Below are 15,192 nucleotides of genomic sequence, written 5' to 3'. Positions count from 1 at the left end.
CGCAGCTGCGCCTGCTGCTGCTGGAGCCGCATGCGCGCGGCCTGGGGCTGGGCAGGCGCCTCGTGCGCGAGTGCAGCGGCTTCGCCCGCGCCGCCGGCTACAAGCACATCACGCTGTGGACGCAAAGCGCGCTGACCGCCGCGCGGACGATCTATGCCGCCGAGGGCTACCAGCTGGTGCACAGCGAGCCCCTGCACAGCTTCGGTCAGCAAGTCACCAGCGAACGCTGGGAGCTGAAGCTGTAGCGCAGGGCTCTGACGCCTGGATACAAGCCTTGCGGCCGCGCCGGGCGCGCGGATTGCTCTTCTTGCTCATGCGTCTGTAGAGTCGGCTGCAAGCGCCAGGACACAGGCGGGCGGGAAGCGGAAAGGGATGCGATGAATATGTCGACCTTCGTGGCGGCCGCGGCCCACGACATGAAGAACTCGGTCAGCGTGATCGCCGCCTACCTTGAAGACGCGCTGCAGCAGCTGGCCACAAAGGACACCGAGCCACCGTCGGGCGCGGCCTTGTCGACCTGCCAGGCGCTGTATGAGACCCAGCGCGTCAACGGCAATCTCGTGCAGCTGATGGCCATTTACAAGCTGGAAGAAGGCATGTACCCGTTCGAGCCGGCCCAGATCCAGCTCGACGAGTTCGCCCGGGAGCTGCTGGACCGCGTGCGACCGCTGGCCCGGCTCAAGGGGCTGACGCTGCAACTCGAGGCCGAGCCAGACGTGCAGGACTGGGTCTTCGACCATGACCTGATCGGCAGCGTGCTCACACAAGCCTTGTTCGGTGCGGTGCGCTACGCGGGGCAGACGGTCCGGCTGAGCTTCAGCGTCGATCAGGAGCAGCTGGAGATCGAGGTGGCCGACGACGGCGAAGGATTTCCGGAGTTCATGCTGGCCCAGGGTTTCCCGGCTCGACAGGGCATCGACGTGCATACCGGCAGCACCGGCCTGGGCCTGTTCTTCGCGCGCCTGGCGGCCGGCCTGCACCGCCGCCGCGACGTGACGGGCGGCACCCGTCTTTGCAATGGCGGCGACCTGGGCGGTGGCCGCTTCACGCTGGTGCTGCCATGAACAACTGGACGGCCGCCGCCGACCCCTTGCGCAGCAGCGACGTGCTGCTGGTGGAGGATTTCGAGGCCATGCGCAGCGAGCTCAAGGGCCTGCTGCTGCGCTGCGGCGCGCGCCGCGTGGACACGGCCCGCGACGGCCGCGAGGCCACGGCCATGCTCAGCGCCAAGAGCTATGGCATCGTCATGTGCGACTACAACCTGGGCGATGGCAAGAACGGCCAGCAGCTGCTGGAGGAAGCGCGGCTGAAGAACTGGATCGGCCCGGCCACCGTGTGGCTGATGATCACCGCCGAGAAGACCAGCATCATGGTCTCGGCCGCCGCTGAAGAGGCCCCCGACGACTACCTGCTCAAGCCCATCACCGAAAGCATGCTGCAAAGCCGCCTGCTCAAGCTGGTGGAGCGCAAGGCGGCACTGGCCGGCATCGCGGTGGCGATGAAGGCCCAGGACTGGCGCCGCGCCCTGCAGCTCTGCAACGAGCAGATCGCCAGCGGCACCAAGAGCCTGGCCGAAGTCCTGCGGCTGCAGGCCCAGCTCTACCAGCTGCTGGACGAATGGCCCCAGGCCCAGGCCGTCTACGAGAGCGTGTTGCAGCGGGGCCCCGTCCCCTGGGCCAGGCTGGGGCTGGCCCAGGTGTACCTGCACGCCCAGGACCTGCCCCGTGCACAGGCCTTGCTGCAGGAGACGGTGCGAGAGCATCCGCAGTACCTCGAAGCCTATGACGAGCTGGCCGCCTTGTTGTCCGCGCAAGGCCAGGGCGAGCAACAGGTCGCGTTGCTGGAGCGCGCCGTCAGGCTGTCGCCCAACTCGGCGCGCCGCCAGTCCGCGCTGGGTGTCGCGGCGCTGGCCCGGGACCAGCGCGACATCGCCGCCCATGCCTTCTCGCGCGCCCTCAAGCTGACCGAACACAGCGCCATCGAGAACGTCGAACCCTTCCTCGGCATGGCCAGGATGCACACCGAGGCCGGCAACCCGGCCGAGGCCCACAAGCTGGTGGCCACCATGGCCCAGCGCTACGGCAGCCGCGATGCGCAGCTGCTGGCCAAGGCCGAGCAGGTGCGCGCGCTGCAAGCCCAGGGCGACAAGGCGGCCGCCGCCAAGCTGGCGACCGAACTGGTGGCGCTGAGCGCGGACGAGACCTCGCCCGGTGCTGCCGACACCGCCGCACGCATCGCCGAGACCCTGATCGAGGCCCAGCAGGCCGATGCGGCCACGCGGCTGCTGCAACACGTCACGCGCAACAACTACGACAACGAGCGCCTGCTGCAACGCACCCAGCTCGCCTTCGAGCGCCTGGGCCAGGGCGCAGCCGGCAGCGAACTGGTGACCGCCGCCCGGCGCGAGGCCACGAACGCGATGAAGGACAGCATGCGGCTGATGGCCGAGGGCGATTCGCAGGCGGCGCTGGAAGGCCTGCGCAGCGCCAGGATCTCGATGCCGCGCAATGCGCGCGTGCTGCTGAACTTCGCCGCCGTCGCCCTGACCGTGCTGCAACGCCACGGCCGATCGCCTACGCTGGAGGCGGAGATGCGCCAGAGCATCGCGACGGCACGGGCTCTCAAGCCCGGCGACGCGCGCGCGGCCGAGCTGCAGCAGCAGTTGGAGCGCTGGACCGCCGAGCCCGCCTGAGCGCCCCTGAGCCGTTTCCGCTCCGGCATCATGCAATGCCTATGAGTTCCCCTTCTCCATGCCCCTGCGGCGGCGGCCTGGCTTATACGGACTGCTGCGGCCGCCTGCACTCGGAACAGGCTGCTTGCGGCACGCTGGTCGCGGCCACGCCCGAGGCCTTGATGCGCTCGCGCTACGCCGCCTTCGTGCTGGACCGGCGCGACTACCTGCTCGCCAGTTGGCACGCCAGCACGCGGCCCGCCGCGCTGGAGCCGCCCGACCCGGCGCTGACATGGCTGGGGCTGGCGGTCAAGCGCAGTGCGATGCAGGACGCCGACCACGGCACCGTCGAGTTCGTCGCGCGCAGCAAGCTCGGTGGTCGCGCGCATCGCCTGCACGAAGTCAGCCGCTTCGTGCGCGAGCACGGCGAATGGTTCTATGTGGACGGCGAGCTGTCTTGACGCTGGCCATCCTGCATCTGGACGAGCATCTCGTCGCCATCGACAAGCCGGCCGGCCTGTTGGTGCACCGCACCCAGCTGGCCGCCGGTGAAGGCGAGGCCGCGCTGCAGTTGGTGCGCGACCAGCTCGGGCGGCCGGTGTGGCCCGCGCACCGGCTGGACCGCGGCACCTCGGGCGTGCTGCTGTTCGCGCTGTCGGCCGCGGTCGCGTCCGCGTTGGGGTCGATGTTCGAGCAGGCGCAGATGCACAAGCGCTATGTGGCCCTGGTGCGCGGCTGGCCGGGCGCCGACGAGGGCGTCGTCGACCACCCGCTCGCCCGCGACCCCGAGCTGCCGTCGGCCGGCCAGCCCATGCTGCAGGCGCAGACCCGCTGGCGCGTGCTGCGCCGCATCGAGTGGCCGTTCGCCAGCGACGCCCGCTTTGCGAGCACGCGCGTCGCGCTGCTGGAAGCCGAACCGCTGCAGGGCCGCCGCCACCAGATCCGCCGCCACCTCAAGCACATCGCCCACCCCATCCTCGGCGACGCGACGCATGGCAAGGGGCCGCTGAACCGCGCCGTCGCGGCCCAGCTGGGCCTGCAGCGGCTGTGGTTGCACGCGCAGTCGCTGTCGCTGACGCACCCGGTCACCGGCATGCCGCTGCAATTGCATGCGCCGCTGGGCGGGCATTGGCCGACGCCAGGCTGAGAATCAACTCATGAAGATCGCCACCGACGCCTTCCGGGTCACGCCCGGCCAGCCGCTCAAGCTCAAGCAGTGGCCCACGGCCGTGGCGTCGCTGTACGCCGACAAGGACGACTACGCGCGCCAGTTGGGCGCCCAGGTCGACCGCCTCAGCGCGCTGCAGGACCTGCTGTATGCGCACAACCGCTACTCGCTGCTGCTGATCTTCCAGGCCATGGACGCGGCGGGCAAGGATGGCGTGATCAAGCACGTCATGTCGGGCGTGAACCCGCAGGGCTGCCAGGTGTTCAGCTTCAAGCACCCCAGCGCCCTGGAGCTGGACCACGACTTCCTGTGGCGCGCCACGCAATGCCTGCCCGAGCGCGGGCGTATCGGCATCTTCAACCGCTCCTACTACGAGGAGGTGCTGATCGTGCGCGTGCACCCGCAGATTCTGCAGGCGCAGTCGCTGCCCAAGGAACATGGGCGCGCGCCGGCAATCTGGGCCGAGCGCTACGCGTCCATCAACAACCTGGAGCAGCACCTGCACCGCAACGGCACGCGCGTCGTCAAGTTCTTCCTGCACCTGTCCCGGGAAGAGCAGCGCCAGCGCTTTCTGGCACGGCTGGACGACCCGGCCAAGAACTGGAAGTTCACCGCTGACGACATGTCCGAGCGCGAGTTGTGGCCCAAGTACATGCAGGCCTACGGCGCGGCGCTGGGGGCCACCAGCAGCGCCGAGGCGCCCTGGTATGTGGTGCCGGCGGACGACAAGCGCAATGCGCGGCTCATCGTGTCGCAGGTCATCGTCGACACGCTGGCGGCGCTGAAGATGAGCTATCCGCCGCCGACGCTAGACGCCGCCGAGCTAGCCGGCATCAAGAACAAGCTCAGCCGAGCTTGACGTCGTAGCCCATGAGACCCGTGGGTATTCCGAGCCGAGCGCTGGGCCGCTCCCGAGCCGGCCCGCCTGACGATGCTGGCGGCTCGATGCCGCAAGCGTCGACGTCCCCCCGGGGGAGCGGCTGGGCTCGCCCGCGTTCAGCGGGGCAAGACCGGACGAGGGGCTCAACACTTCAGCCGAACTTGACTGCGTAAATCGGCGGCAGGTGGGCCGACACGGTCTGCCAGCTGTCGCCACCATCGCCACTGGCCCACAGGCCACCGGTGGTCGAGCCCATCATCAGCTGCTCGCCGCTGTCGTCCACCACCAGGCCGTGGCGGAAGATCAGGTCGTAGCAATGCTGCTGCGGCAAGCCAGTGCGCAAGGCCTCGAAGGTCTTGCCGCCGTCGCGGGTGCGGGTCACGCACAGCGCCCCGTCGACGGGAACGCGGCGCTCGTCCTTCACGGCCGGCGCGAACCAGGCGGTATTGGGGTCGCTCGGATGCGCCGCGACGGGGAAGCCGAAGCTGGACGGCTGGGCCTGCAGTTCCGCCCAGTTCGCGCCGTTGTCGCTGCTGCGGAAGATGCCGTTGTGATGCTGGCACCAGAGCACTTCGGGCACGTCGCGGCAGCGCGCGATGAGGTGGGGGTCCTGCACGTTCTCGTCGCCGGCCTGCTCGGGCGGCATGAAGTCGGCGCGCATGCCCTTGGCGCTCAGGGCCCACGTCAGGCCGCCATCGGTCGAGCGCCAGGCGCCGCCGCAGGAGATGCCCAGCAGCAACTCGTCCGGGCGGTCGGCCCGCGCGCAGACGGAATGGATGGCCGGCGCGTCGCTGCCGCCGCCGAACCAGCCCAGCCGCAGCGGCTCGTACCAGAGCGCCTCGTTGAGCTGCCAGGTCGAGCCGTGGTCACGGCTGCTGAAGAGACCACCGGGGATGGTGCCGGCCCAGATCATGTCACCCGCCCTCTCCATCGACCAGATCTGCAGCAGCTTCCACTCCGGCCCTTCAGCGCCCTCGGGCTGCGGCGGGAAGGTCGGCACACCAACCTCGCGCCAGGTCTTGCCGGCATCAATCGAGGCATGCAGCTTGACGCCGAAGTGCCCCAGGTTGAGCGCGGCCAGCATGCGACCGGAGGCGTCGGGTGGCAACAGCATGCTGACCGGCTCGGCCAGGAAGCTGATGTGCTCGATCTGCCAGGCCCCGCCTCGGCGGCGCAGTTCGAAAAGGCCTTTGCGGGTCGCGGCCCAGGCGCGGTCATTCATGGTTCAACCTCCAGACAAGGCTTGCAGGACATGGATGCGGCTGCCGGCCCGCAAGGGGTCGCTCAGTCCGCGCAGGTCGCGCGCTCGTTGACCGTCGATGAAGACGACGACGTTGACGCGCAGATGGCCCTGCTCGTCGAGGATGTAGCCCCGCAGCCGCGGCTGCTCGGCAAACGCTGCATCAAGCGCCTCGCGCAGCGTCGCCGCCTCGCACTCGCAGGACGGGGCGTCGACAAAACGGCGCAGTTGGGGGGTGAATTCGATGAGGGCCATGGGCTGACGACGAAAGAGGCGGGGCCAATTCGACGTCTACGCCCTTGACCAAGCACCCGGATTAACCCTCAATGAGAATGCGGGCCGATGAACCCCGGCATCCTCTACGCCCTCGGCGCCTATCTGAGCTGGGGCTTGTTCCCGCTCTATTTCCGTCAGATCGCCGCCATTCCGGCGCTGCAGATCGTCGCCCATCGCACGCTGTGGTCGCTGGCCTTCGTCGCCGTCGTGCTGCTGGTGATGCGCAATATGAGCTGGCTCAAGGACGTCAGCGCCGCGACCTGGCGGCGCTTCGCGGTGTCAGCCACGCTGATCGCCATCAACTGGCTGACCTATGTCTGGGCCGTCGGCCACGGCCATGTCATCGACGCCAGCCTGGGTTACTTCATCAACCCCTTGGTGAACGTGGCACTCGGCTTTGCATTGCTGCACGAGCGGCCCCGGCCGGTGCAATGGCTGGCCGTCGGCCTGGCGGCTTTTGGCGTGGTCTGGCTGACGGTGGCGGGCGGCCGCCTGCCCTGGGTGGCCCTGGTGCTGGCCGTGAGCTTTGGCTTCTATGGCCTGATGCGCAAGACCGCTGCTTTGGGTGCCATCGAGGGCCTGACGCTGGAGACGCTGATCCTGGCGCCGCTGGCGGCCGCCGGCCTGATCTGGTGGTCGCAGGACGGCAGCATGGCCGGCCAGACCGTGGTCGACTGGGCCTGGCTGATCGGCACCGGGCCCGTCACCGCCGGCAGCCTGCTGCTGTTCGCGGCCGGCGCGCGGCGCCTGCCGCTGGCCACGCTGGGCCTGGTGCAGTACGTATCGCCGTCGCTGCAATTCCTGCTCGGCGTGTTCCTGTTCAAGGAGCCGATGGACGCGACCCGGCTGATCGCCTTCGGCTTCATCTGGGGCGCATTGACGCTCTACAGCGCGGAGGGCCTGTGGCAGACCCGCCGCGCCTTGCAGGTCAGGCCGCTTTGATCACGCGGCCACGGCGGGCTGCCGCATCATGTAGTCGAACGCGCCCAGCGCCGCCTTCGCGCCGTCACCGGCGGCGATGACGATCTGCTTGAAGGGCACGGTCGTCGCGTCACCCGCCGCGAACACGCCGGGCAGCGAGGTGGCGCCCTTGGCGTCCACGATGATCTCGCCGTGCTTGCTGAGCTCCAGCGTGCCGCGCAGCCACTCGGTGTTGGGCACCAGGCCGATCTGCACGAAGCAGCCGTCCACCTCGACGCGCCTGGCCTCACCCGTGAGGCGATCGGTGTAGTTGAGGCCGTCGAGCTTGCCGTTGGTGCCGGTGAACTCGGTCGTCTGCGCGTTGGTGATGATGGTGACGTTGGGCAGGCTTTTCAGCTTGTTGACCAGCACCGCATCGGCGCGCAGCTCGGCGCCGAATTCGATCAGCGTCACATGCCTGACGATGCCTGCCAGGTCAATCGCGGCTTCGACGCCCGAGTTGCCGCCGCCGATGACCGCAACCGGCTTGCCCTTGAACAGGGGGCCGTCGCAATGCGGGCAGTAGGCCACGCCCTTGTTCTTGTACTCGGCCTCGCCGGGCACGCCGACATTGCGCCAGCGCGCGCCGGTGGAGAGGATGACGGTCTTGCCCTTGAGCCTGGCGCCATTGGCCAGCTCCACCTCGACCAGGCCGCCGGCTTCGGCCGCAGGGACGAGCTTCTCGGCGCGTTGCAGGTTGTGGATGTCGACCTTGTAGTCCTTGACATGGCCTTCCAGCGCGGCAGCGAACTTCGGGCCGTCGGTCATGGACACGGAGATGTAGTTCTCGATGCCCAGCGTGTCGTTGACCTGGCCGCCGAAGCGCTCGGCCGCCACCCCGGTGCGGATGCCCTTGCGAGCGGCATACACCGCAGCCGCAGCACCCGCAGGGCCGCCGCCGATGATGAGCATGTCGTAGGGCGCCTCGGCATCCAGCTTCTTGGCATCGCGCGTCGCAGCGCCGGTATCGAGCTTGGCGACGATCTCCTCGAGCGACATGCGGCCCGAGGCAAAGGGCTGTCCGTTCAGCCACACGGCCGGCACGGCCATGATGTCGCGCCCCTCGACCTCGCTCTGGAACAGGCCGCCGTCGATGACGGTGGTGCGGATGCGCGGGTTGACTATTGCCATCAGCGAGAGCGCCTGCACCACGTCCGGGCAGTTGTGGCAGCTCAGGCTCATGTAGATCTCGAAGTCGAGGTCCATGTCCAGCGCCTTGACGGCGTCGATCTGCGCCTGCTCGACCTTGGGCGGGTGGCCGCCGGTCCACAGCAGGGCGAGCACGAGGGAGGTGAACTCATGGCCCAGCGGGATGGCCGCGAAGCGCAGCGACTGCTCGGTGCCGGTGCGGCGCAGCAGGAAGGACGGGGTGTGCGCGTCGACGCCGTCGGCGCGGAACGAGATCTTGTCGTTCATGCCGACGATCTCTTCGAGCAGTTCGCGCATCTCGTCGCTGCTGGCCGAGTTGTCCAGCGAGGCGATGATTTCGAAGGGCAGCTTGACGTGGTCCAGGTAGCCCTGGAGCTGGGTCTTCAGTGCGGCGTCCAACATGGTGAGGTCCTTTCAGTGAGGCGTGGCGACATCGGCCACTGCTGAAAGGGTCCCCGTGAAGAGCGGAGGCCCTTTCAGCAGAACCTTTGAGGCTCTGCGGAAGGAAGGAGCCCTCCCGGGCTCCTTGCAAACAGCATGGCGTTTAGATCTTGCCGACGAGGTCCAGGCTCGGGGCGATGGTCTTGGCGCCTTCCTTCCACTTGGCCGGGCAGACCTGGCCGGGGTTGGCGGCGGTGTACTGGGCCGCCTTGAGCTTGCGCAGGGTTTCAGACACGTCGCGGGCGATCTCGTTGGAGTGGATCTCGGCCGTCTTGATGATGCCTTCGGGGTTGATGACGAAGGTGCCGCGCAGCGCCAGGCCTTCTTCAGGGATGTGCACGCCGAAGGCATTGGTCAGCGTGTGGGTCGGGTCGCCCACCAGCGGGAACTTGGCCTTGCCGACGGCCGGCGATGTCTCGTGCCAGACCTTGTGCGAGAAGTGGGTGTCGGTGGTGACGATGTAGACCTCGGCGCCCATCTTCTGGAACTCGGCGTAGCTTTCCGCCGCGTCTTCGACTTCGGTCGGGCAGTTGAAGGTGAAGGCGGCCGGCATGAAGATCAGCACGGACCACTTGCCCTTGAGCGTTTCATCGCTGACGGTGATGAACTTGCCGTTGTGGAAGGCTTCGGTCTTGAAGGGCTGGACTTGGCTGTTGATCAAAGACATTCGCATGCTCCGTTTGGGGGTGGATGGGATAGGCAGAACTATATCGGCGCCTTGTTTTCGGTTGAAAACATTTATCAAATCGACGCTATTGCCATTGCCTATCGACAGGGCTCGGGACGCGCGCTTCACGCCGCGCAACCGGGGGGGGGGCACGATGGCCGTGCTTGCGTCTCAGCTGCCGCCGTGTCGCGCCTGTCCGGCGAGCCTAAGGCAGCGCGGTGACGATTCATCAGCGCGCCGCCGATCGGTATGTTGCCCGATGTACCGCGGCGCATTGAATCGGGGGGCGCTTCATGCACCGCATGATCAACCGACCTGGCGCCAAGGCGCCAGCGGTTGGCAGCGTCAGGTTTCGAGCGCGAGCAATTCCTCGACCGTCTGACGGCGCCGGATGAGCCGGCTCGTGTCGGCGTCGACCAGCACCTCGGCGGCCAGGGGACGGCTGTTGTAGTTGCTCGACATGGACGCGCCGTAGGCACCCGCGTCGTGGATGACGAGCAGGTCACCCACCTGGGCGGGCGGCAGCTCGCGCGTCAGCACTTCGCCACCGGGGCCCTGGGTGAATACGTCGCCCGATTCGCACAGCGGCCCGGCGACGACGGTGGGCTGGGCAGCACCGCCGGAACCGGCCGCGGCGATCAGGCTCATCGCATGGAAGGCGCCGTACATGGCCGGACGCATCAGCTCGTTGAAGCCGGCATCCACCAGCACGAACCGGTTGGCGCCGGCGTTCTTGACCGCCCTGACCTCGGCCAGCAGCACGGCGCTCTCGGCGACGAGGTAGCGGCCGGGCTCGATCTCCAGCTTCAGCGCGTGACCGACCAGCGCCTCGGCCTCGCGGCGCGCGGCGTCCCAGAGGCCGAAGTAGTGGGCGACGTCGATGCGCGCGTCGCCGTCCCGATAGGGAATGGACAGCCCGCCGCCGGCCGAAATGGCGTGCAGGTCGTGGCCGGCGCCGATCGCCTCGCGCACGAGGCCGACCATGGCCTGGCCGACCTGGGCCAGGTGTTCGTAGTCGACGCCGGAACCAATGTGCATGTGCAGGCCGACCAGCTTGAGCCCGTGGCGGCGAATGGTGGCCAGCGCGGCGCCGAGGTCGGCGTGCCAGATGCCATGCTTGCTGTGCTCGCCGCCGGTGTTGGTCTTGTGGCTGTGGCCATGGCCGAAGCCGGGGTTGATGCGCAGCCAGACAGCGTGGCCCGGCGAGGCCTCTCCCAGCTGATCGAGCATGTCGATGGAGCCGGCGTTGACGGGGATGCGGTGCTCCACGATGGTGGCCAGCGTGGCATGGTCCAGCAGGTCGGCGGTGAAAACGATGTCGTCCCCCCCGGTTTCATAACCCGCAGCCAGGGCGCGCAGGATCTCACCGCGCGAGACGGAATCGACCTTGACGCCGGCCTCGCGCAGCAACTTCAGGATGTGGACGTTGGAGCAAGCCTTCTGCGCGAATCTGACGACGTCGAAGGGCCGCAGCGACGCAGCGCGCTGGCGGATGGTGGCGGTGTCATAGACCCACAGCGGCGTGCCGTGCTCGGCGGCCAGGGTCGAGAGGCGGGCGGGGTTCAGAGCGGCAGGCAGGGGCTTGGTCATGGGACGCAGGATGCCGCCTTCCATCCATTCAATCAAATCGCAAATTGTGCGGAGACAATTCAATCCTGATATGGACATCCAACACCGCCACATCGAAGTGTTCCGTGCCGTCATGACGGCAGGCAGCGTCACGGGCGCCGCGGCGCTGCTGCATACCTCGCAGCCCACGCTGAGCCGCGACCTGGCTCGGCTGGAGCACCTGCTCGGCTACGCTCTGTTCGAGCGTGAGCACGGCCGCCTCAAGGCGACTGCGCGGGCGCGGGCGCTGTTCGACGAGGTGGAGCGCAGCTTCCAGGGCCTGGCCCGCGTCATCGAGCGGGCCGAGGCGCTGGGGCGCTCGGAGGATGCCGAACTGAGCCTGCTGAGCCTGCCGGCGCTGTCGCACGCGCTGCTTCCCGGCGCACTGGCCGCGCTGCTGGGCCGGCACCCGACCGCCCGCGTGGCCATCACACCGGCCGAGCCACCGCTGCTGGACGCCTGGATCAGCGAACAGCGCTTCGACCTCGGCCTGGCGGAACAGGCCACGCCCCTGCCCGGCGTGCGCGTCGAACCGGTGCTGCAGGCCGACGAGGTCGCCGTGCTGCCGGCCGACCATGCACTCGCCTCGCGCAAGCGGCTGCGCCTGAAGGACTTCGAGGGTCAGGACTTCATCAGCCTGGCCGAGGACGACCCCTACCGGCGCGAGATCGATGCCCGCTTCGACGCGGCAGGCATTGCAAGACGGCTGCGGGTGCAGACGCACAGCGCGGTGGCCGTCTGCGAGCTGGTGCGGGCCGGCCTGGGCCTGGCCGTGGTCAACCCGCTGACGGCCGCGGCCTGCGCGGGGTCAGGCCTTGTGGTGCGGCCGCTTGCGGTGTCGATTCCCTACCGGGTCAGCGCCCTGATCCCCGTCCACCGACCCGCGCAACCGCTGGTCCAAGCCCTGCTCAGCGCGCTGCGGAGCGCGCCACAACCGTAGGCTTGGTACCGAAGCGCTTGACGATACTGGCCTCGATGCCGGCGGCGTCCAGCCCGCACAGGCTCATCAGTTTGGCCGGGTCGCCATGCTCGACAAACTCGTCAGGTAGGCCGAGCTGCAGCACCGGCACGCTCAAACCCGCGGCGTTCAGCGCCTCGGTGACGGCGCTGCCGGCGCCGCCCATGACGCAGCCGTCTTCCACCGTGACCAGGGCGTCATGCGTGCGTGCCAGCTCGGCCACCAGTTCGGCATCCAGCGGCTTGACGAAACGCATGTTGGCGACGGTCGCGTCCAGCCGCTCCGCGGCCTCCAGCGCCGGGTAAAGCAAGGTGCCGAAGGCCAGGATGGCGATGCGCTGGCCGTTGCTGTGCCCTTCGCGGCGCACGACGCCCTTGCCCCAGGCCTGGGCCGTCATCGCCTTGACCGGCGTGATGCCTGCACCTGCGCCGCGCGGATAGCGCACGGTCACCGGGCCGTCGTGCATGAAGCCGGTATAGAGCGCCTGGCGGCACTCATCCTCGTCGGCTGGTGTCAGCACGGCCATGTTGGGGATGCAGCGGGTGTAGGCGATGTCGTAGTTGCCGGCATGCGTCGCGCCGTCTGCACCCACCAGGCCGGCACGGTCCAGCGCGAACAGCACGGGCAGGTTCTGGATGGCCACGTCATGCACCATCTGGTCGTAGGCGCGCTGCAGGAAGGTCGAGTAGATGGCGACGACGGGCTTGATGCCCTCGCAGGCCAGGCCGGCGGCGAAGGTGACCGAATGCTGCTCGGCAATGCCGACGTCGTGATAGCGCTGCGGGAAGCGCTTGTGGAACTCGACCATGCCAGAGCCCTCGCGCATGGCCGGCGTGATGCCGACGAGGCGGGAGTCGGCCTCGGCCATGTCGCACAGCCATTCGCCGAAGACCTGGGTGAACGTCGTCTTGGGCGGCGTGGCCGGCTTGACGAAGCCCACCGCGGGGTCGAATTTGCCGGAGGCCGCGTGGTACTTGACCGGGTCGTTCTCGGCCAGCTTGTAGCCCGAGCCCTTCTTGGTCACGATGTGCAGGAACTGCGGGCCCTTCTTCTCGCGCAGGTTCTCCAGCGTCGGGATCAGCGACTCCAGGTCGTGCCCGTCGATGGGGCCGACATAGTTGAAGCCGAACTCCTCGAAGATGGTGCCGGGCACGACCATGCCCTTGGTGTGCTCCTCGAACTTGCGCGCGAACTCGTAAAGCGGCGTGTTCTTGAGCACGCTCTTGGCGCCCTCGCGCGCCGCCGTGTAGAAGCTGCCGCTCATCAGCCGCGCCAGGTATTTGTTCAGCGCCCCGACCGGCGGGCTGATCGACATGTCGTTGTCGTTCAGGATGACCAGCACATCGCCCAGCAGGCCGCCATGGGCCACGCCGGCATTGTTCAGTGCTTCGAAGGCCATGCCCGCGGTCATCGAGCCGTCGCCGATGATGGCCACGGCCTTGCGGCTCTCGCCCTTGAGCTTGGCCGCCATGGCCATGCCGTGCGCGGCCGAGATGCTGGTCGACGAATGGCCGGTGCCGAAGGTGTCGTACTCGCTTTCGTCGCGGCGCGGGAAGCCGCTGATGCCGCCGAGCTGGCGCAGCCCCGACATGCGGTCACGCCGGCCGGTCAGCACCTTGTGTGGATAGGTCTGATGACCCACGTCCCAGACCAGCCGGTCCTCCGGCGTGTTGAAGACGTAATGCAGGGCCACGGTCAACTCGACCGTACCGAGGTTGGACCCGAGGTGGCCGCCGGTCTTGGCCACGCTTGCCAGCACATAGGCTCGCACTTCGTCGGCCAGCTTCTTCAGCTCCGTGCGCGGCAGGCGGCGCAGGTCGGCGGGGCTGTCGATGGCGCTCAGCAAGGGGTAGTCCATGATGGCTTTCTCAGTTGTCCCGTTCAACGACGGAATCGGCCAGCAGGCTCAGGTGGCCGACATCGGTCAGGCCGCTGGCGGCCAGCGCCGCCTTGGCCTCGGCGCGCAGGGTCTGGGCCAGGGTCCGCGCCGCATGGATGCCCAGCACGCTGACATAGGTCGGCTTGTTCGCATCCTGATCCTTGCCGGCGGTCTTGCCCAGGATTTCGGAGTCCTGGGTCACGTCCAGGATGTCGTCGACGACCTGGAAGGCCAGGCCGAGTGCGGCGCCGTAGTCCGACAGGGCCTGCGTCGCCGCCGTCGATGCAGGCCCGCAGGCCGCACCCATCATGACGCTGGCCTGCAGCAGCACGCCGGTCTTGCGGCGGTGCATGTCGCGCAGCGTCGTCTCATCGAGCTGCTTGCCGATGCTGGCCAGGTCGATGGCCTGGCCGCCGGCCATGCCGTCGTGCCCGGCCGAGCGCGCCAGCAGCGCACAAAGCCGCGCCTGCAGCACGGGCGGGATGCCGGCGTCCGGCGTCAGCACCTCGAAGGCCAGGGCCTGCATGGCATCGCCGGCCAGCATCGCCTGGGCTTCACCAAAGGCGACATGGGTGGTCGGCTTGCCCCGGCGCATGACGTCGTTGTCCATGCAGGGCATGTCGTCATGCACCAGCGAATAGGCATGGATGAGCTCGACCGCGCAGGCCGCGCGCATGGCGGCAAAGCTGTCACCGCCCACGGCGGCGCAGCTGGCCAGCACCAGCAGCGGGCGCAGCCGCTTGCCGCCGCCCAGCACCGCATAGCGCATGGCCTCGCCCAGCCCGGCGGGCGCGCCAGTCGGCACCAATTCGTCCAATGCCGCCTCGAAGGCGTTCAACGACGCCTGCGTCCAGCGTTCAAAGTCCTGTGCATTCAAGATTCGGGGCCCTCCCAGGCCTTCAGTTCGGCGCCGTCAAGCAGCCTGACCTGCTGTTCGACCGCCTGCAGTCGGCTGCGGCACAAGGCAAGCAGTTCCGCCCCCCGCTTGTAGCCGTGCAAAAGCTGGTCGAGCGGCAGTTGCTGCCCCTCCATCGCCGCCACCAGGCGCTCCAGCTCGCCGAGCGCCTGCTCGTAGCTGAGTTCGTCGCCGTCTGACGCGGCGGCCTTGGTGCGGGACGAGGTCTTTGTCATTTCAAAACGCGAAACGGCGATTGTAGTCAGCGGGTTTTGAGATTCACCTGCCACCAGGCGTAACCGTCGGCGAGCCGCTACTGCCATGCGTAGAATCCCGGACCTCACGCCCGAGCGCGCGCACGCGCCGCTCTCCTTTCACCACAAGCAACCTGGCCGACTCG

The 15,192-nt window shown here is 68.4% G+C and carries 16 protein-coding genes; 8 read left to right on the top strand and 8 right to left on the bottom strand.

All coding sequences use genetic code 11. The annotated features are described in order from the left end of the window. From ACT6S0_RS15585 to ACT6S0_RS15560, 6 genes are all read left to right on the top strand, one after another. A partial coding sequence (locus ACT6S0_RS15585) for a GNAT family N-acetyltransferase (protein ID WP_444764719.1) occupies positions 1-245 on the top strand: 245 nt, incomplete at its 5' end. Between the two features lie 132 nt (positions 246-377). Continuing rightward, complete coding sequence (locus tag ACT6S0_RS15580) at positions 378-1,064, top strand: sensor histidine kinase (RefSeq protein ID WP_444764718.1); 687 nt, start codon at positions 378-380, stop codon at positions 1,062-1,064. Next, complete coding sequence (locus tag ACT6S0_RS15575; RefSeq protein WP_444764717.1) at positions 1,061-2,692, top strand: response regulator; 1,632 nt, start codon at positions 1,061-1,063, stop codon at positions 2,690-2,692. Before ACT6S0_RS15580 ends, ACT6S0_RS15575 begins: the two co-directional genes overlap by 4 nt. A 41-nt stretch (positions 2,693-2,733) precedes the next feature. Further along, on the top strand, positions 2,734-3,132 hold the full coding sequence (locus ACT6S0_RS15570) for a YchJ family protein (RefSeq protein ID WP_444764716.1): 399 nt from the start codon (positions 2,734-2,736) through the stop codon (positions 3,130-3,132). After that, positions 3,129-3,818: a pseudouridine synthase gene (locus ACT6S0_RS15565; protein ID WP_444764715.1), complete on the top strand. Its 690-nt coding sequence runs from the start codon at positions 3,129-3,131 to the stop codon at positions 3,816-3,818. Before ACT6S0_RS15570 ends, ACT6S0_RS15565 begins: the two co-directional genes overlap by 4 nt. A 10-nt stretch (positions 3,819-3,828) precedes the next feature. After that, entirely contained in the window at positions 3,829-4,698 is an 870-nt protein-coding gene (locus ACT6S0_RS15560) for an ADP-polyphosphate phosphotransferase (RefSeq protein WP_444764714.1), read from the top strand. Positions 4,699-4,870: 172 nt separating this feature from the next. Here ACT6S0_RS15560 and ACT6S0_RS15555 read toward each other — a convergent pair whose 3' ends face one another. Both ACT6S0_RS15555 and ACT6S0_RS15550 read right to left on the bottom strand, forming a co-directional pair. Beyond that, complete coding sequence (locus tag ACT6S0_RS15555; protein ID WP_444764713.1) at positions 4,871-5,941, bottom strand: WD40/YVTN/BNR-like repeat-containing protein; 1,071 nt, start codon at positions 5,939-5,941, stop codon at positions 4,871-4,873. A 3-nt stretch (positions 5,942-5,944) separates the two neighbouring features. Next, positions 5,945-6,214 (bottom strand): MoaD/ThiS family protein, encoded by a 270-nt coding sequence (locus tag ACT6S0_RS15550; RefSeq protein ID WP_444764712.1) that lies wholly within the window; start codon positions 6,212-6,214, stop codon positions 5,945-5,947. 87 nt (positions 6,215-6,301) lie between these two features. Here ACT6S0_RS15550 and rarD point away from each other — a divergent pair, with 87 nt between their 5' ends. Then, on the top strand, positions 6,302-7,177 hold the full coding sequence (rarD, locus tag ACT6S0_RS15545) for an EamA family transporter RarD (RefSeq protein WP_444764711.1): 876 nt from the start codon (positions 6,302-6,304) through the stop codon (positions 7,175-7,177). On the opposite strand, the gene ahpF is transcribed toward rarD, so the two are convergent. The 3 genes from ahpF to lysA all read right to left on the bottom strand — a co-directional run bounded on the left by ahpF (position 7,178) and on the right by lysA (position 11,042). Further along, positions 7,178-8,746, bottom strand: coding sequence for an alkyl hydroperoxide reductase subunit F (gene ahpF, locus ACT6S0_RS15540; protein WP_444764710.1), 1,569 nt, complete (start codon positions 8,744-8,746; stop codon positions 7,178-7,180). A gap of 142 nt (positions 8,747-8,888) precedes the next feature. Beyond that, on the bottom strand, positions 8,889-9,452 hold the full coding sequence (gene ahpC / locus ACT6S0_RS15535; RefSeq protein WP_444764709.1) for an alkyl hydroperoxide reductase subunit C: 564 nt from the start codon (positions 9,450-9,452) through the stop codon (positions 8,889-8,891). Positions 9,453-9,797: 345 nt separating this feature from the next. Continuing rightward, on the bottom strand, positions 9,798-11,042 hold the full coding sequence (gene lysA, locus ACT6S0_RS15530) for a diaminopimelate decarboxylase (RefSeq protein WP_444764708.1): 1,245 nt from the start codon (positions 11,040-11,042) through the stop codon (positions 9,798-9,800). Positions 11,043-11,112: 70 nt separating this feature from the next. Here lysA and ACT6S0_RS15525 point away from each other — a divergent pair, with 70 nt between their 5' ends. Then, on the top strand, positions 11,113-12,000 hold the full coding sequence (locus ACT6S0_RS15525) for a LysR family transcriptional regulator (protein ID WP_444764707.1): 888 nt from the start codon (positions 11,113-11,115) through the stop codon (positions 11,998-12,000). Here the strand turns inward: ACT6S0_RS15525 and dxs are convergent. From dxs to xseB, 3 genes are read right to left on the bottom strand one after another with little or no spacing between them, the layout of a single operon-like run. Then, positions 11,969-13,876, bottom strand: a complete 1,908-nt coding sequence (gene dxs / locus ACT6S0_RS15520) for a 1-deoxy-D-xylulose-5-phosphate synthase (RefSeq protein ID WP_444764706.1) — start codon at positions 13,874-13,876, stop codon at positions 11,969-11,971. The two genes, ACT6S0_RS15525 and dxs, sit on opposite strands and share 32 nt — an antisense overlap. A 10-nt stretch (positions 13,877-13,886) precedes the next feature. Beyond that, entirely contained in the window at positions 13,887-14,774 is an 888-nt protein-coding gene (locus ACT6S0_RS15515) for a polyprenyl synthetase family protein (RefSeq protein ID WP_444764705.1), read from the bottom strand. Further along, entirely contained in the window at positions 14,771-15,115 is a 345-nt protein-coding gene (gene xseB / locus ACT6S0_RS15510) for an exodeoxyribonuclease VII small subunit (protein ID WP_444764704.1), read from the bottom strand. The genes ACT6S0_RS15515 and xseB overlap by 4 nt, the downstream gene beginning before the upstream one ends. Positions 15,116-15,192: the final 77 nt, after the last annotated feature.

Source organism: Roseateles sp. (assembly GCF_052436255.1).
Lineage (GTDB): Bacteria > Pseudomonadota > Gammaproteobacteria > Burkholderiales > Burkholderiaceae_C > Pelomonas.
The sequence above is the reverse complement of the archived record's forward strand: the minus strand, read 5'-3'. Positions and strand labels throughout refer to the sequence as shown.